Here is a 17,918-nt window from a genome sequence, read left to right as displayed (position 1 = left end):
GAACTAAAGGGTGATAAAAATGAAAGGTATCATATTAGCAGGAGGTACAGGTTCACGCCTGTATCCCTTAACCAAAGTAACCAACAAGCATCTACTTCCTGTAGGAAAGTATCCAATGATCTTCCACTCAGTGGCAAAACTTAAGCAAGCCGATATCCAAGATATCCTTATCGTCACTGGAAAAGAACATATGGGTGATGTTGTTAACCTACTAGGCAGCGGTCGCGAAATGGGAGTCTCATTCACTTATAAAGTTCAAGATGAAGCAGGTGGTATTGCTCAGGCGCTTGATCTAGCTGAACATTTTATAGGTAACGACCAAATGATTGTTATCCTAGGCGATAATGTTTTTGAAGAAAGCATCGTTCCATTCGTGAATAACTTTACAATACAAGGTAATGGAGCTAAGATTCTCATTCAAGAGGTACAGGACCCTCAAAGGTATGGCGTTCCTGAGTTGAGTGGTGATAAGATCATTTCGATCGAAGAGAAACCTAAACAACCGAAAAGTAATTATGCAGTGACTGGCATCTACATGTATGATAGTTCAGTATTTGAAATTGTTAAAACACTTAAGCCCTCAGGCCGTGGAGAACTCGAAATCACTGATGTAAATAACGCATATATCGAGAAAAATGAACTCACCTATAATATTCTACAAGGCTGGTGGACGGATGCTGGTACACATGCCTCTTTAGCTAAGGCGAATGAATTAGCTAAAGATTTGTTGTTTGGAGAAGAGTTTGGGAAACTTAAATTGTAAGAGGTGCTAATTCGATGAAAATCAAAACAACGAAGTTAGAAGGGTTAGTAATCATTGAACCCGATGTCTTTGGAGACAATCGGGGCTTTTTTATGGAGAGCTACAGTAGCTCGAAGTTTGCTGGGCTAGGTGTGGATCATCAATTTGTCCAAGACAATCACTCTCTGTCTGTGGAAGCTGGTGTGTTGCGTGGTCTTCACTACCAGTTGACGCCTAAAGCACAAACGAAGTTAGTTAGAGTGGCGGCAGGTGCTATATATGATGTAGCGGTTGATATCCGAAAGAGTTCTCCAACATTCGGACAATGGGTAGGTGTCATTCTTAGTGAATCAAATAAACGCCAGCTATTAGTTCCTCAAGGTTTTGCACATGGCTTCTGTACGATTATTCCGAATACACAGGTTCTTTACAAAGTGGACGAGTATTATTCACCTGAACATGATCGCGGTATTCTCTGGAATGACACTGAATTAGGGATCGATTGGCCGACTTCCAAACCAATTCTATCAGATAAAGATCAGAAACACCCACTGCTGAAAAATGCGGAAATTAACTTTAAATAGGAGCCCCATACTCATATGAAAATTCTTGTAACTGGCGGTGCCGGCTTTATCGGAAGCAACTTCGTTCATTATATGCTGGATCGTTATCCTAGCTATGAAATCATTAATTTAGATGCGTTGACCTACGCAGGAAACTTAGAAAATTTGACATCCATTCAAGAGAATAGTCAATACACCTTCGTCAAGGGGGATATTACGAATCCTGAACTCGTGAGCAGTCTGTTCGACAGGAGCATTGATACGGTCGTTCATTTCGCCGCGGAATCGCATGTAGATCGAAGTATTCTGGAACCAGACATTTTCGTTAAAACGAATGTATTGGGTACACAGGTATTGCTAGAAGCTGCGCGGAAGCATACTGTTAAGAAATTTGTCCATGTTTCCACAGATGAAGTGTACGGATCTCTTGGTGAAACGGGACTTTTTACAGAAGAAACGCCGATCGCTCCGAATAGTCCATATTCTGCGAGTAAAGCAGGTTCTGATTTACTGGTGCAAGCTTACCATGAAACATTCGGACTACCAATAAACATAACACGTTGCTCAAACAACTATGGACCCTACCAGTTCCCAGAGAAATTAATTCCTTTGATGATTGCCAATGCCTTGAGTGACAAGGCTCTGCCTGTGTATGGTGATGGACTTAATATTAGAGATTGGCTCTATGTTGAGGATCACTGTAGCGCAATTGATTTGGTTCTACATAATGGAATCAATGGTGAGGTTTATAATATCGGTGGAAATAATGAGCGAACGAATATTCAAATTATCCAAACGATTCTTAAAAAGCTTGGCAAGCCTGAGTCTCTGATGCATTTCGTCAAAGATCGTCCAGGACATGATCGTCGTTACGGGATTGATGCTACAAAGATTACGACTGAGCTTGACTGGAAGCCGATGCATAATTTTGAGACGGGTATTCATGAGACGATTCAATGGTACCTAAACAATCAAGATTGGTGGAAACGAATTCAGACAGGTGAGTATCAAAAGTATTTTAATGAGCAGTATGGTTCTCGTTTAGGTGAACATTCATGAGGATCGTCATAACCGGCGCAAATGGGCAACTTGGGCAAGATGTGGTTAAGCTACTTGAAGCTCAGCATGAAGTTAAGGGTTTAGGAAGAGATGAACTGGATGTTACCAATTTAAATCAGTGTCTTGAGCTCATAAAAAAATTAGAGCCAGATGTCATTATTCATAGTGCGGCTTATACCGCAGTTGATTTAGCAGAGACAGAAGAAGAAATTACGTTTCTTGTCAATGCAACTGGAACCAAAAATCTAGCACTCGCAGCTGAGTCCATTGGCGCGAAACTTGTCTATATCAGTACGGATTATGTATTTGATGGAATGGCTATGAATGCCTACCGAGAAGATGATGAAACGAATCCGCAAAGTGTGTACGGCAAGTCGAAAAGGGCAGGAGAACAACATGTACTTTCTCTGTCGAAAAAGCATTTTATCGTAAGAACTTCTTGGGTATATGGCATGTATGGTAATAATTTCGTTAAAACCATGCTGAATTTAGCTAAAACAAGAGATTCAATAAAGGTAGTAAGTGACCAGTTTGGTTCACCTACGTATGCGGTTGATCTTGCCTTATTCCTTGAACAACTGATTGAAACAGATCATTACGGTATCTATCATGCCTCTAATTCAGGCGTTTGCTCTTGGTATGACTTTGCATGTGTTATTTTTGAAGAAAGTGGTGTTTCGATAAAAGTAGAGCCTTGTACAACAGAAGAGTTTCCACGACCTGCTCCTAGACCACGAAATTCTTCCATGGAGCATGGAGCGATTCGAAGGATTGGTTTTAAAGATTTGCGTGCTTGGAGGGAAGGTCTCAGGGCTTTTTTAAAAGAGCTTGGGGCGATTAAATAATAGGCAAAGCTATCAGTATAATTAGTCCTCAGTCAACGAGATCACTATGCAATAGTGCGGCACTTTTTTGGTTATATACCATGTCTATATTGTTATTGACTTAAATGTAGTAGAAGGTACTGTAGCAAATTTGTCACACACTTGATACATGAGACTGTCGATTATATTTTGATGAGACATGTTTTTACTTTACTTGCAAAAACATGTCTCTCAGATCGATGTAAATCGATTTAATTTTTTTGAAGACTGAACCCTCAAATGAAAATTGATCTAAGAGCACAACGGCAACAATTAATCGATACTCTCTACATTGCATTTAATCATTATTGAGCAAGTGGAATGCAAAGTATCTTGTATTTCGGAATCTAATCCGACCAGAAGCCTATGAGAACGATTATGATCTGAGTCAGTCGACTGCATGATACCAAAAATATACTGAGATTAACAAATTTTGTTCAAAAAAATATAGATTACCTTGAGTCTTATCCGTACTAGTGATAACTATTAAATATCAATCGAAATTTGTTGGTCACAAATTTACATCAAAATTAAAGGGCGCGACGTAAATGGTGTTTAGTTCTCCGATGTTTTTGTTTCTGTTTTTACCGGTAGTTCTTGTCATACATTTGTTAATTAAAGTCGAATATCGCAATTTATTACTGCTTGTTGTGAGTCTTCTTTTTTATTCTTTGGGCGAACCTCAATTCGTAGTGTTGATGGTTATTTCTATAGTAATAAATTATTTTTATGGATTGTTAGTAGCCAAGAAGTATAAAGATACAACTAGAAAGTTGGTTCTGTTTTTTGCCATTGTAACAAACCTTGGAATGTTGATCTTTTATAAATATATAAACTTTATTGTTGATAACTTCAACATAATGTTTCATGTAAATTTCTATTTGGAACCAATTCCGCTACCACTAGGGATCTCGTTTTATACATTTCATTCCTTATCCTACGTAATAGATATATATAGACGTAAATCAGAGCCGCAAAAGAATTTATTTGATCTTGCTCTGTACATATCCTTTTTCCCTCAACTAGTTGCAGGACCAATCGTTCGGTATCATGATATTGCTAAACAATTGAAAACAAGAATTTTGTCTTTAGAACACATAAACCAAGGTTTTCAGCGATTTATTCTTGGATTGGGGAAAAAAGTTTTGATCGCGAATCCATTAGGATTAGTAGCAGATCAGATATTTGCTCAAAATACCCAAGAATTAACTACAGGTGCAGCCTGGCTAGGAATCATTTGTTATACGTTGCAGATTTATTTTGATTTCTCTGGCTATTCAGATATGGCAATCGGTTTAGCAAGAATTTTTGGATTTAGCTTTTTGGAGAACTTTAATTATCCCTATATAGCTAAGAATATTGTGGGTTTTTGGAGAAGATGGCATATTTCATTGTCAAATTGGTTTAGAGATTACCTCTACATCCCACTGGGAGGAAACCGAGTTAGTAGTGTCCGAGTTTATCTAAATTTAGTAATAGTGTTTTTTTGTACTGGATTCTGGCATGGGGCAAGCTGGAATTTTGTTTTTTGGGGATTATTTCATGGTTTTTTCATGCTTCTTGAGCGCTCACCATTAGGTAAACTATTGGATAAAATGTGGGCTCCATTTCAGCATGCATATGTGTTGCTTGTTGTTATGGTCGGCTGGATATTCTTTAAGGCGAATGATTTTCAACATGCAATTGCATATATAAAAACGATGGTTGGGTTAAATAAAAATAGTATGTACAGCAGTATGTATTATTTAGATAAAGAGCTGATTACTGTTATTATTCTCGCGATTATAGGTGCAACGCCTCTTTTAAAAATGTTGTTGAGCTATGGAGAGTCCTGGTTAGACAGGAAAAATAGCAAGTATCAAATTCTTAAACTATTCTTCATAGTAATCACGGGGAGCATTATTTTGCTTCTTGTATCTGCTGCGTTAGCAAGTCAAACATATAATCCGTTCATTTATTTCAGATTTTAGTAGGAGAAGATGCCTCCGTGAGAAAATACTTTAAGTTTGTAAATGCATTTATGTTGATCATGTTATTCATTATTTCTGTCTTAATAATTAACAAAAGCTATTTAAATAGAGAGAAACTAAGCAATGAAGTGTTTGTTACACTTCAATCACACCATACTAATGAGTATGTTCTTTACTACGATACCGGCGAAGGTTTTACTGAACAAAAATCAGTTCGCATAATGAGTAAAAGCTCGGAGGGTAAAGCTAATCTTAAATTTGCTTTACCAGCAAAGGAAAATATTCTAAACTTAAGATTCGACTTGGGTGTGAAACCAGGAGTAGACATCGTTATTTACTCAATTAAATATAAAAACAAATCATTACTAGGCTATTTAAAATCGAGTAATATGGTTGAGACAGAGCAGAACAAGTCATCATTAAAAATAAAAACAACAGGCATTGATCCTTATTTACACTTAAGTGAGGTTAATAAGGATATGACTGGAGGTATCAGCTCGGGTGAAATAATGTTATATATGCTTTCGTTTCTTATCTCCGTCATAATAGTGTGGCTAGTAACATATTTGGAATTATTAGAATATAAACAGGCACAAACTCATTCTAATGTAGCCGTAGTGCAGAGTATTTTGTTAATATTCATCTTTGTACCAGTATTAACAACAATATTTTTTCCTTCGAAAACTGTTACGACAGAAAATAGAGTTTTAGCAGCAAAGCCTACAACTTCAATCACGGATTACAAAAAGTTTACAAAAGAATTCGAATCTTACTTTAATGATCACTTTGGATTGCGTAATGAACTAGTCAAATTGAATAGTAATATTAAATATCATATATTCGGCAAGTCAGCTAACCCTAATGTAGTAATAGGAAAAAATGGGTGGCAGTTCTACTCCGCTGAAAAATCTATAGAAGACTACCAAGGACTAGTTAGATTTAGTGATGCTGAGCTTGAAAAGATAACATCTAATCTTGAAAAGGCGAAGAATGCGGCGGAAGGTGTAGGCGCTGAATTTATTTTTATGGTAGGTCCGAATAAGCAAACAATTTATCCTGAGTACATACCAAACAAGTATGTAAGATTTAAAAACGAAACCCGTTACGACCAATTGCTAGACTATTTGAGAGCCCACTCAAAAATAAAATTTGTTGACGTTAGAGATACTCTAATTCAAAGTAAAGTTGATTTTCAAACATATTACGCTACAGATACTCATTGGAATGATTTTGGTGGATATTTGGCTTATCAAAAATTGTTGAACTCTTTATCTAATTATCATCCTCATAGTCGAGAAGACTTTAATATATCGACTGTCACTTATAGGATGCAGCTGGATTTAGCCATTATGCTATCTATGAAATTAGATGATACGTTAGTTAGCTTAGTGCCAAAGTTCAAGAGAACATCCAAAGTTATTAAATCCGATAATTACTTGACGTCATATGTAAACGAATCAGAGAGCAGACAATTGCTTATGTATCGCGATTCTTTCGGTGCAGCAATGATACCTTATTTAGCGGATCATTTTAAAAACAGTACGTTTTTAACCGATTATAAAGTTAGTCAATCTAGAATAACTGAGGAAAAACCAAGTGTCGTTGTCCTCGAGATTGTAGAGAGAAACCTTCCATTGCTGTTGTACTGAGCACGAAACTCCAAAGATTGCAGATGGAATCTAAGGAAATAACTTAAGTACATGGCGATTACCGAGTGCTGCAGCTGGCACCCTCGTATTACTGCCAGCGTCGAAGAACCGTTCTTTTCTACGTTCAAATCATGTTATTCCCGAACCGCAAATTTTGAGTGGGTTCGTTGTTTCTCCTAAACACAAATATTAATCATGCGTTGAATAATATTCCAAGTGTTGCGAAGTCATGTGTTTTGGATACACAGATTCCCATGTGGCAATACTAGATGAAGAAAAAAGTAATTGATTGTCTGTGTGAGGATGTTGTTGGATGTTCTTTAGTTCAAATTAAATAGATTATGAAACGATAAAAGAATGAGATAAAACAATCCACCAAGAGAGTTCTAATTACTTTATCTATTAATTCTCTATACCAAGCTGTTACAATTAGGAGATGATTATGTGGGTATTATAAATCTATTGATGCCAATGGGAGGTCGCGGATCCCGTTTTTTTGAAAAAGGTATTGTAACACCAAAGCCTTTAATCGAAATACATGGAAAACCATATTTTTATTGGGCTGTACAATCCATAAAAAAGTTTGTGACTATAGAACAACTGATCTTTGTTGTTTTAGAAGAGCATGAAAGAAAATATCAGATAACAAAATGTATAAAAAGTCTCTACCCATCAGCAGAAATTGTATTAATTCCAGATGTTTTAAATGGGCCTGTATTAACTTCTTTAGAAGGAATAAAACATATAAATAACAATAAAGGGATCGTGATTAATGATTGTGATCATGCATTCAAAAGTCAAGAGTTTTATAATTTTTTTCACGATAATGATTTGAGGCAGAAAATAGGGGGGGCTTTATTAACTTTTAAATCTCAAAATCCTAATTTCAGCTATATTGCATATGATCAAGAAAATAATATTACTGGAACTGTAGAGAAAAAGGTTGTTAGTTCACGCGCTATATGTGGATCTTATTATTTCCAGAATAAAGCAACATTTTTGAATGCCGCTCAAGTATATTTAAATGAATGTGAATATAAAGAATATTTTGTTAGCGGACTATTTAATACTATAATTGCTCAAGGTAAAACGGTAGAAAGTTTTAATGTAGATTTTCATTTACCCTTTGGAACTCCAGAAGAATACTATTTAGCTAAAAATTCTGATTTGTTTTGGGGGCTAGTTTAATATATGCTTTGGTTATCCCTATCAATAGGTTTGCTTATATTTAGTCATCTAATTAAAGTGTTTAGATGGGAGTTATTAACAAATCCCTATGAAAAAACGGAATATGAAAAATTATTAAAAGCCCTTTCGATAGGTTATGCTGTGAATTTGTTTATTCCTTTTCGTATTGGTGAGCTAGTCAGAGCGTATATTGCTTCGAGAAAAACAAGAACAGGTTTAATATTTTATTTTTCTACAATTGTTATTGATAGATTATTGGATATAATTTGTGTTTTTATATTTTTAGTTATTTTTGCAGGTTTACATATTAATACAAATTTTTTTTATTACGAAGTTTATGTTCACACAGCATTTCAATATTTTTTTATTATTGTTTTGATAATATCAGTAATCTTGATTATGTTTGCTTTGAATAAAAAAACGAAGCAATCAATTAACATATTTGCGTCTGTATTTAATGAAACTTTACGTTTAAAAAGTTTAATGTTTGCATGGTCTACCATTTCTATTTTGAAGGATTTATTTTATCGTATTAATAAATTATCTTTATTGTTATTATCAATTATTATGTGGCTAGGTTATTTATTTTCCTATGTCTCTTTTTGTAATGCATTAACTAGCTTAAATTTACATGTAGATTTTTCACAATTATTTTTATCTCTATTTTCATTAGGGAATGTAGCAGAACCTCAACTTACTGCCATTAGCTCATTGGCAAATGGCAACATAAACGTATTGTTACTGACAATTTTGTTCACAGTATCACCCATTATTTTCATATTTATTGCCTCTTTTATACACAATCAATGGCTAGAAAATTTCATTGGTAAATTTAGAAAAGAAAACTTTTTAATGAAAGATGCAACAATAAATATGGTTCCTTTTGTTACAAAACAAGAAAGATTAAAATTTTTTGTTGATTATTTCTCAGGGGAAGATAGAGAATATTATAAAACTTATGTTAATATCAATCGGAATATTAGTATTTTACAAGATATGAGCGGTGGGTCACATGCAACCACATTGAAGGCGATAAAAGATGATGATATTATTTATCGTAAATATGCCTTTGGAAGCGAAGGGAATAAATTGCGTGTGCAAGCCGATTGGATCAAGGAACAGGCTGCTACTAAACTTCCTCTTCCTGAGACAAAAGATGAGTTTTTAAGTGAAAATGTTTATTATTATGATATGAAATATGATAGTGATGCAAAAGATTTTTTTACCGTGATCCATTCAATGGATGATGAAAATATATGGAACATTCTATATACTTTACTTGAAGATATTGATCATCTATTGCATTCTAAAAATAAACGTGAGCATGATAGTTTATTAATACAGAAATATATTAAAGAAAAGTACTTAGGTAATATTAATACTTTAAAAATAACACCTGAATTGTCTTCAATACTATCTTATGACACTTTGATAATTAATGGAAAAGAGTATAAAAATCTAAAGTATTTTGAAAGTAAAATAGATGAAAACTATCTATTTAAGATATTTTCACAAGATGAATGTTCAGATATACATGGTGACCTAACTGTGGAGAATATAATTTTCTCAACTAATAGAGAAAAAAAATATTACCTAATAGATCCCAATTCACTAAACATACACAATACTCCATTCATAGATTATGGAAAATTATTACAATCTTTGCATTACGGCTATGAGTTTTTACAAAAAACCTCCACTGTTGAAACATACTTAAATATAATAAATTATCCTCATTTAAGAAGTAAAGCATATGATAATTTATATCACAAGTATAAACAATATCTTGAATCTAAATTTAATAAATATCAAATTAAAAGCATATATTATCATGAGATAATACATGTGTTGCGTTTATTACCTTATAAATTCAAAATGGTACCTGATAGAGCACTTATTTATTATGCGGCATTTATTGTATTACTAAATGATATTTATGAGGATGGTTATAAATGAAAAATTCTTTAGCTGCTTTTGATATGGATGGAACATTGTATGACACATTAAAAGCTAATTATTATTCTTACAAACAAGCTCTTAATGAGTTTGGGTTTGATTTGGAATATCAATACTTTGCAGAAAAATGTCAAGGTAAACATTATAAAGAGTTCTTACCAAAAATTTTAGATAAACAAGGTTATAATGAGAGTTTAATTTCTAAAATTCATATAAAGAAACAGTCACTATATTTTCAAAATATTAATCACGTAGTGGAAAATAAACATTTAATAAATATTTTAAAATGCCTTTCCGAGAAATATTATATTGCATTAGTTACAACCGCATCCAAAAAAAATTGCCATGATTTATTGGATTATTTTAACAGAAAAATATTATTTGACTTAATTATTACTCAAGAAGATGTTTCGAAACCAAAACCAAACTCTGAAGGATATATAAAAGCAATGAATTTTTTTGGAATTTCAAAAGAGAATACATTAATATTTGAAGACTCTGATGAAGGTGTTGAAGCAGGAAGAAACGCTGGTGCTAGAACTTTACGCGTATTATAAATCAACTATAGAGGGAAAATGTAAACATGGATGATAAAATTCTGTTATTTGTACCTACTTATAATTGCGAAAAGCAAATTACTAGGGTACTTCAGCAATGTGATGAAGAAATAATGAAAATAATTTCTTGTATTATAGTGGTTAATAATCGATCAACAGATAATACTGAAAATGTAGTATTAGATTACATTAAAAACCACCCAGAAAAACCAATTAAATTATTGCGAAACAATCAAAACTATGGTCTAGGAGGTAGCCATAAAGTTGCTTTTCAGTATGCAGTTGAGAACAATTTTAGATATGTAATTGTCTTGCATGGAGATGATCAAGGAAGTCTAATAGATTTGATACCATATATAAAAGATGGGACATATCAAAAAGTGGATTGTTTGTTGGGAGGAAGATTTATGAAATCATCTAAACTTCCAGGTTATTCTAGTTTTAGAACCTTTGGTAACCGTGTATTCAATATTCTCTTTTCTATTGCTACAAAACGTAAAATATATGATTTAGGTGCAGGATTAAATATGTACTGTACTGAATCATTAAAAAATAAATATTATTTTAAATTTGCAGACGACTTGACATTTAATTGTTTCATGATTATCGCATTACCACGACTTAGGTTAAATGCACGGTTTTTTCCTATTACCTGGAGAGAAGAAGATCAAGTATCCAATGTAAAGCTTTTTTCACAAGCTTTAAAAACTGTGAAAATAGTATTCAATAGCTTGTTTAGTGGTAAAAATTATATTAGAAAAGAATTTAGAACAAAATGTTTTGAAAATTATAATGCAGATGAAATTACAGATAAAATAAGAAATTAACTTTGATCACTTGTTATTCCGTTTGGATAATTTTCAAATCATTCTTCAATAAATTATATGATTATAACACATATTTTGAACCGACTTCTAAGAGGAAAAGTGAGTCATTTCAATAGTTTCATTTCATAAACCATAAATTACTTGTGTCAGAAGCACCAAAAGAGTTTAATTTTTTTGAAAAATTATTCAAAATATGAGGATGTTTATGAGTAGATTTATAGATTCTTTTAACAAAAATAAGGTTGGAATTTTATTTATAATTTTTTCTTCATTATGCACTACTTGGGGACAATTTTTCTGGAAAATATCATCAGGTACTGATCTTTACTTTTTAGGAATAGGATTTACATTATATGGTATTGGTGCAGTACTGATGATGATTGCTTTTAAATTTGGAGGGTTTTCAGTTCTTCATCCAATGTTAACACTTGGTTATATTTTTGCCCTTATAATAGGATATTTCTTGCTAGAAGAAACCATAGGTACTAATAAGATCATTGGTATAGTATTAATTCTATTAGGTGTCGTAATATTAGGAGTAGGAGATGAGTAATATATATATATTGATTTCGTTACTTCTACTTACTTTATTTGGATCATTTGGTGGATTTTTCTTGAAAAAAGCAACCGTTTCAAATGGTATTATTAACATGTTAAAAAGACGGTATATATATACAGGTGTTTTTTTTTATGTACTTGGCGCAATATTAAATATTTATGTACTCAAACACATCCAGTATTCCGTGGTGATGCCTCTTACAGCAATTACTTATATCTGGACATTGATTATTGCTAAAATTTTTTTGGGTGAAAAAATCACAAAATATAAAATGTTTGGAATTTTTTTAATTGTGTTTGGAGCTGTCTTTATAGGAGGTTTTTAGAAAATTCAAAAATCAACTGATGAAAAGAAAGATGCGGAATAGGTGGACATTAATTCCTATTATTACATATCCGGTAATGAACTGGGTGCGGTAGAATTTTGATTTGATATGCTGAAATACTGAATCAGCCGCTCCATAACAGAGACCATAAACCTCAATACTGTTTTATTCACATTAAAAGAGTAGATCGTAGTCTATTAGAGTAAATTACTGAAAGGTGAACATAACTTTTTTCTAAATAATATTAGAGATTGGCTCTATGTCGAGGACCACTGTAGCGTGATTGATTTGGTTCTACACAAGGGAGTTAGTGGTGAAGTTTATAATATCGGTGGAAATAATGAACGTACCAATATTCAAATTATCCAAACGATTCTCTGCGAGCTTGGCAAGCCTGAATCTCTTATGCAGTTTGTCAAAGATCGTCCAGAACATGATCGTCGTTACGGGATTGATGCTACAAAAATTACGAATGAGCTGGGCTGGAAGCCGAAACATAATTTTGAGACGGGGATTCAGGAAACGATTCAATGGTACCTGAACAATCAAGATTGGTGGAAATGAATTCAGACTGGTGAGTATCAAAAATATGTTAATGAGCAATATGGTTAGGTGAACATGCATGAGAATCGTCGTTACGGGATCTAAGGGGCAACTTGGGCAAGATGTGGTTAAGCTGCTTGAAGCTCAGCACCAGGTTCACGGATTAGGGAGAGAGGATCTCGATTTTACGAATGAGGGGCAATGTATGGAGGTAATTCAGCGTTTACAACCCGATGTTATTATCCACTGTGCTGCCTATACGGCTGTTGACTTGCAGAGACGAATGAACTGGAAGCATTTCGAGTAAATTCAGATGGAACCAAGAATCTGGAGATGGGCTACTGAGAGCGTAGGGGCTAAGTTCGTATTTATTAGTACGGATTATGTCTTTGATGGAAAGTTATCACATGCCTATCGAGAAGATGATACTACGAATCCTCAAAGTATATATGGCAAGTCCAAAAGATCGGGAGAACTCCATGTTCAAGCGATATTGACCCAATATTTTATTGTAAGAACCTCTTGGGTGTATGGCGTATACGGTAAGAATTTCGTGAAAACGATGTTGGAACTAGCTAAAACACGAGATTCTTTAAAGGTTGTAAGTGATCAATATGGGTCACCTACGTATACAGTCGATCTTGCCCTTTTTCTTGAAAGCTCATTCAAACCGATCGTTACGGTATTTATCATGCTTCTAATACGGGAGTTTGCTCCTAGTATGAATTTGCTGGGGCCATTTTTGAAGAAAGTGGCATCACGATGAAGGTAGAGTCATGTACAACGGAAGAATTTCCGCGACCTGCTCCAAGACCACGGAATTCTGCGATGGAGCATGCGGCAATTCGAGCGAATGGATTTGAAGATTTACGTCCATGGCGGGAAGGACTCAAGGCTTTTTTGAAGGAGCTAGGAGAAAGTCAATGAAACACAGAGCTGTCAATTACCCTAATAGGTGGCTGGCTGATGGCTCTTTAGTGCACTTATCTAATTATGTATATGTCGTTTTCTTTGTGCTTCATGTTGCGTATAATGAGAAGAAAGAGGAGGCGTGAAATGGCTAAATCACTTAACAATGAGACAACGAAAAGTATTTTGGAGCTTTTGAGGAAAGCAGGTATTTCCGGTAAAAAAGTCACGTTAGATGTTGATTTGGATCATGAAACGGTTGAAGTTATGAATACATCGAATACTATTTTAAATGACTTATTAAACATTCCTAATCTGATCCCTGACGATAAAAGAGTAGAAGTGTCTGAAAATATACGTAATGCGCGAGAGGATTGGAACAGATGAGGCCGATTATTTTGCCCACAGACAATTACCTCTTAGACACGAATATTTTAATTGGACTTGTTAATAATGATGAGTCGATAATTAACTTTTTGAATAGTCTCAAGGAAGATAACATTTATTTTTCTGTTGTAACAAAATGTGAATTCATGGCTGGATTTTCTTCAATGGAAGAGGTTACTAGGTTTGAATTTTTAAAATCGGGGAAGTTTTTGGATGTTACAGATGAACTATCATATAAGGCAGGAAAAATTTGTGTACAAGAGAGAAGTAAAGGTAGGAGAGTGAAGGCACCGGATGCACTTATAATAGCCACAGCTCTGCTGCATGAACTTACTTTAGTTACTAGAGATAAGGGTATGTTGTTTGTTCGTGAAGTGTATGATTTAAAGGTCAAGGAAGTTTAATGAAGATTAAACACTATACAGTCAGTGTCCATATCGTCACGTATAACAGCGCTGAACATATCGAGGATTGCTTGGAAGCGGTTCTGAGACAATCCCATCCTATTAAACAAATAATTATCATAGATAATGCATCCAAGGATCATACGCTCCATACGCTGGCAAAATGGCAAGCGAGATGCATACTCATTCAGAATAAGCTAAACAACGGCTTCGCGGGAGGGCACAATCAAGCGATCCGGTTGACAGAAACGGATTATTGTTTAATTCTCAATCCAGATGTTGCCATTGAACCAGACTACGTACTTAACACAGTTCATGTGATGCAGAATAACCCTCATGCAGGCAGCGCAACAGGCAAATTGCTTTTCAAAGCAGCCCCCCACCACATTGATAGCACGGGACTCATCATCAACAAAGCGCGAAGAGCCTTTGACAGGGGTGCACACCAGACCAACGATCAGTATCAACAAACTGAAGAAGTTTTCGGTGTTTCTGGCGCCGCTGCCATGTACTCACGCAAGATGATCAACGACATTAGCCTTAATGGGGAGTTTTTTGATGAAGACTTCTTTGCCTATAAAGAAGATGTTGATGTTGCGTGGCGAGCGCAGTTGTTAGGCTGGAAGGCACTTTATGAGCCAACAGCAATCGCCTATCATGAACGTGGCTGGAAAGAAGGCGGCAGGAGCAGTAAACCGCTTTTTGTTCGAAGATTATCTTATATTAATCGCTATAAAATGATGCTGAAGAATGACGACATCAAAACCGTGATGAAGCAGTTTTTCCCTTTGTTGGTTTATGAATGTCTAAGTTTTGTGTACGCACTCATCCGTGAACCCAAATTATTAGGAGCTTGGTTTGATTTTTATCGCAAGTACCCGAAACTGAGAAACAAGAGAAGCTTAATTCGTTCAAAACAGAGACAAGCGTCGTCCGAAGTGAATAAATGGTTTAAAAAATAATTACCTAAGATTAGCAGCCGCTAGTCTTATTTTTTTAGGCGAAAATTAATATTCCCGTGCTATACTAAGTATAATCAATCAAAAAATGAGGTCATCTCTTGGATTTATCCATTATCATCGTGAACTACAAAACGAAGGCTCTAACCCTAGCCTGCATTGAATCGGTTTTTTCGTCAACTACATCATACAACTATGAAATCATTCTTATTGATAACGCATCTAATGACAGCACTATTCAATCTGTGAATGAGCGGTACCCTGAAGTGATCACTATCGCCAATACAGAGAATGTAGGTTTCTCAAGAGCCAACAACCAAGGCATTCTCATCTCCAAAGGTCGTTACGTCCTGCTCCTGAACTCAGATACAATCGTTCAACCAGACACGTTAGACATCATGCTGCGTTTCATGGACGAGAACCCTATAGTAGGAGCCAGCGGCTGTAAAATTGTATTACCGGACGGTTCACTCGATAAAGCATGCAAGCGGGGTTTCCCAACGCCCTCAGCGTCTTTCTACTATGCCTTTGGGTTTGCCAAACTATTCCCACGCAACCCTCGATTTAATCAATATCAGCTTGGTTATTTAGATCCTGACCAACAATATCCCATCGATTCACTAGTCGGAGCATTCATGCTTGTACGCCGCGAGACGATAGAGCATGTCGGCATGCTGGATGAGGAATTTTTTATGTATGGTGAAGACATCGATTGGTGTTATAGAATTAAGGAAGCGGGCTGGGTGAATTATTATTACCCTAGAACTCAGATTGTTCATCACAAAGGGGCTAGCAGCCGAAGAAAACCATTTAAGATTATTTATGAATTTCATAGAGCGATGATTTTGTTCCATAATAAGCACTATCGCAAAAAGTATTCCTGGCTTACGAATGCCGTGGTATACATAGGTGTAGGCGTGAAGTTAGGTCTCTCTCTAGCTCGAAATAAATTACGTCCAACGAGGTGATCCTGTTTGATTCGTCAGAGTCAAGGTTTTCTAACCCAACTATACGCTTTGGCTGATTTCATATGTATCCAGCTCGTATTTCTCTTTTCATGGTGGTTAAAATTTAGAAGTGGTTGGATTCCATATGGCTCGCCGCTGTCTTTTAAACACTACGTGATGTGGAGCTTAACTTACGCGATTATTGCTATTTTTATTAGTTATTTAGTGAATTTCTACACACCGAAGAGGAGAAAGCGGTTCTCTTTTGAGGTTTTGAAAATTATTCAAGTACATGCGTTTAGTTTATTGATGCTTCTTAGTGTTTTATTTATCCTAAAAGAAGTCGATGTTTCGCGTTCATACCTATTGCTGTTCCTGGTGAATAACATCCTTATTATCAGTTTTTATCGTTATATGATCAAGATCTCGCTCAAACGCGCGCGGCAAAAAGGCTACAATAAACAGTTCATTCTAATCCTCGGTGCAGGCTCATTGGGGCGTCAATTTTACACCAAGCTTAAACAACATCCAGAGTTGGGTTATGAGGTAGTCGGGTTCCTCGATGATTATCAGGAGAAGCATGAGGTTACTTATCAGAACTATAAGCCGATTATCGGGAAAATAGACGAACTTGAGTTTATTCTAAACGATCGCATCGTGGATGAGGTCATTATTGCCCTTCCATTGGACGCCCACCAGAAGTTCGGTAGTATTATTAATGTTTGTGAAAAAGTTGGCGTCAAAACGCTGATTATCCCTGATTTTTATGATTTCCTACCATCGAGGCCGTATTTTGATAATTTTGCGGATATGCCGTTGATTAATGTTCGTGATATCCCTCTAGATGAGTTCCGCAACCGACTTTTCAAACGGGTTTTTGACATTGTTTTCGCATCTATTGCGATATTGGTGACAATGCCAGTTATGCTTGCGACGGCAATAGCCATTAAACTCACCTCCGAAGGTCCCATCATCTTCAAGCAAGAGCGAGTCGGCCTGAACCGCAGACGCTTTATGATGTACAAATTTCGCAGCATGAAGAACCTTGGAGACAAGGTTTCAAATACGGAGTGGACGGTGGAAAATGACCCGCGGCGGACCAAGGTCGGCACATTCCTACGTAAAACGAGTCTCGATGAGCTACCGCAATTCTTCAATGTGTTATTCGGGCATATGAGTGTGGTTGGGCCGAGGCCGGAGCGTCCTTATTTCGTGGAACAATTTAAAGAAGAAGTACCGAAATATATGGTGAAGCATCATATTCGTCCAGGCATTACGGGGTGGGCGCAAAGCAACGGCTTGCGCGGCGATACGTCAATCGAAGAACGGATTAAGCATGATATTTTCTATATCGAAAATTGGACTTTTTTATTTGATATCAAAATTATTTGGAGAACTGTCGTGAAAGGCTTTATCAATAAGAATGCCTATTAATCTAAAAAATATTGAAACGACCGCATGATTCGCCAACATTTTCCCCATACTATTGCATATACTGAGTAGGCGGGGAG

19 protein-coding genes and 2 pseudogenes are annotated in these 17,918 nt (G+C 35.5%); all 21 read left to right on the top strand.

The genetic code is table 11. The features are described from left to right. Positions 1-19: 19 nt before the first annotated feature. The 21 genes and pseudogenes from ASG89_RS30015 to ASG89_RS29925 all read left to right on the top strand — a co-directional run bounded on the left by ASG89_RS30015 (position 20) and on the right by ASG89_RS29925 (position 17,841). The gene (locus ASG89_RS30015; protein ID WP_057315016.1) at positions 20-763 is read left to right on the top strand and encodes a sugar phosphate nucleotidyltransferase; all 744 of its coding nucleotides are present in this window, start codon (positions 20-22) and stop codon (positions 761-763) included. A 14-nt stretch (positions 764-777) separates the two neighbouring features. Continuing rightward, a complete protein-coding gene (rfbC, locus tag ASG89_RS30010; RefSeq protein ID WP_057315015.1) occupies positions 778-1,326 on the top strand; it encodes a dTDP-4-dehydrorhamnose 3,5-epimerase in 549 nt (182 codons plus the stop codon). Between the two features lie 15 nt (positions 1,327-1,341). Then, positions 1,342-2,364, top strand: coding sequence for a dTDP-glucose 4,6-dehydratase (rfbB, locus tag ASG89_RS30005; RefSeq protein ID WP_057315014.1), 1,023 nt, complete (start codon positions 1,342-1,344; stop codon positions 2,362-2,364). Beyond that, entirely contained in the window at positions 2,361-3,209 is an 849-nt protein-coding gene (gene rfbD / locus ASG89_RS30000) for a dTDP-4-dehydrorhamnose reductase (RefSeq protein WP_057315013.1), read from the top strand. The genes rfbB and rfbD overlap by 4 nt, the downstream gene beginning before the upstream one ends. Before the next feature lie 566 nt (positions 3,210-3,775). After that, complete coding sequence (locus ASG89_RS29995) at positions 3,776-5,197, top strand: MBOAT family O-acyltransferase (protein WP_057315012.1); 1,422 nt, start codon at positions 3,776-3,778, stop codon at positions 5,195-5,197. A 17-nt stretch (positions 5,198-5,214) separates the two neighbouring features. Further along, positions 5,215-6,846, top strand: a complete 1,632-nt coding sequence (locus ASG89_RS29990) for an alginate O-acetyltransferase AlgX-related protein (protein WP_057315011.1) — start codon at positions 5,215-5,217, stop codon at positions 6,844-6,846. A gap of 444 nt (positions 6,847-7,290) precedes the next feature. After that, positions 7,291-8,034, top strand: a complete 744-nt coding sequence (locus ASG89_RS29985; RefSeq protein ID WP_200963584.1) for a sugar phosphate nucleotidyltransferase — start codon at positions 7,291-7,293, stop codon at positions 8,032-8,034. Positions 8,035-8,037: 3 nt separating this feature from the next. Then, positions 8,038-9,990, top strand: a complete 1,953-nt coding sequence (locus ASG89_RS29980) for a lysylphosphatidylglycerol synthase transmembrane domain-containing protein (protein ID WP_057315010.1) — start codon at positions 8,038-8,040, stop codon at positions 9,988-9,990. Continuing rightward, positions 9,987-10,547: an HAD family hydrolase gene (locus ASG89_RS29975; protein ID WP_057315009.1), complete on the top strand. Its 561-nt coding sequence runs from the start codon at positions 9,987-9,989 to the stop codon at positions 10,545-10,547. The genes ASG89_RS29980 and ASG89_RS29975 overlap by 4 nt, the downstream gene beginning before the upstream one ends. Positions 10,548-10,573: 26 nt before the next feature. Next, positions 10,574-11,374 (top strand): glycosyltransferase family 2 protein, encoded by an 801-nt coding sequence (locus ASG89_RS29970; RefSeq protein ID WP_057315008.1) that lies wholly within the window; start codon positions 10,574-10,576, stop codon positions 11,372-11,374. A 205-nt stretch (positions 11,375-11,579) separates the two neighbouring features. Next, positions 11,580-11,927 (top strand): EamA family transporter, encoded by a 348-nt coding sequence (locus tag ASG89_RS29965; protein WP_057315007.1) that lies wholly within the window; start codon positions 11,580-11,582, stop codon positions 11,925-11,927. Next, the gene (locus ASG89_RS29960; protein ID WP_057315006.1) at positions 11,920-12,258 is read left to right on the top strand and encodes an EamA family transporter; all 339 of its coding nucleotides are present in this window, start codon (positions 11,920-11,922) and stop codon (positions 12,256-12,258) included. The genes ASG89_RS29965 and ASG89_RS29960 overlap by 8 nt, the downstream gene beginning before the upstream one ends. A gap of 240 nt (positions 12,259-12,498) precedes the next feature. Beyond that, positions 12,499-12,819: pseudogene (locus ASG89_RS29955) on the top strand (GDP-mannose 4,6-dehydratase); the annotation flags it as partial. Positions 12,820-12,880: 61 nt separating this feature from the next. Then, positions 12,881-13,567: pseudogene (locus tag ASG89_RS29950) on the top strand (SDR family oxidoreductase). Continuing rightward, complete coding sequence (locus ASG89_RS38320; RefSeq protein WP_268795682.1) at positions 13,564-13,728, top strand: sugar nucleotide-binding protein; 165 nt, start codon at positions 13,564-13,566, stop codon at positions 13,726-13,728. The pseudogene ASG89_RS29950 and the gene ASG89_RS38320 overlap by 4 nt, the downstream one beginning before the upstream one ends. Continuing rightward, positions 13,725-13,856 carry a hypothetical protein gene (locus ASG89_RS38315; protein ID WP_268795681.1) on the top strand — a complete coding sequence of 44 codons (132 nt, stop codon included), beginning with the start codon at positions 13,725-13,727 and terminating at the stop codon, positions 13,854-13,856. The genes ASG89_RS38320 and ASG89_RS38315 overlap by 4 nt, the downstream gene beginning before the upstream one ends. Position 13,857: 1 nt before the next feature. Next, positions 13,858-14,097, top strand: coding sequence for a hypothetical protein (locus ASG89_RS29945; protein WP_057315005.1), 240 nt, complete (start codon positions 13,858-13,860; stop codon positions 14,095-14,097). Next, a complete protein-coding gene (locus ASG89_RS29940) occupies positions 14,094-14,501 on the top strand; it encodes a type II toxin-antitoxin system VapC family toxin (protein ID WP_057315004.1) in 408 nt (135 codons plus the stop codon). Before ASG89_RS29945 ends, ASG89_RS29940 begins: the two co-directional genes overlap by 4 nt. Beyond that, positions 14,501-15,463 carry a glycosyltransferase family 2 protein gene (locus tag ASG89_RS29935; protein ID WP_057315003.1) on the top strand — a complete coding sequence of 321 codons (963 nt, stop codon included), beginning with the start codon at positions 14,501-14,503 and terminating at the stop codon, positions 15,461-15,463. The genes ASG89_RS29940 and ASG89_RS29935 overlap by 1 nt, the downstream gene beginning before the upstream one ends. Before the next feature lie 98 nt (positions 15,464-15,561). Next, positions 15,562-16,428: a glycosyltransferase family 2 protein gene (locus ASG89_RS29930; protein ID WP_057315002.1), complete on the top strand. Its 867-nt coding sequence runs from the start codon at positions 15,562-15,564 to the stop codon at positions 16,426-16,428. Between the two features lie 6 nt (positions 16,429-16,434). Further along, the gene (locus ASG89_RS29925) at positions 16,435-17,841 is read left to right on the top strand and encodes an undecaprenyl-phosphate glucose phosphotransferase (RefSeq protein WP_057315001.1); all 1,407 of its coding nucleotides are present in this window, start codon (positions 16,435-16,437) and stop codon (positions 17,839-17,841) included. Positions 17,842-17,918 lie beyond the last annotated feature (77 nt).

This window comes from Paenibacillus sp. Soil766, assembly GCF_001428105.1.
Classification (GTDB): Bacteria; Bacillota; Bacilli; order Paenibacillales; family NBRC-103111; genus Paenibacillus_E.
This window is presented reverse-complemented; position numbering and strand designations above follow the sequence as displayed.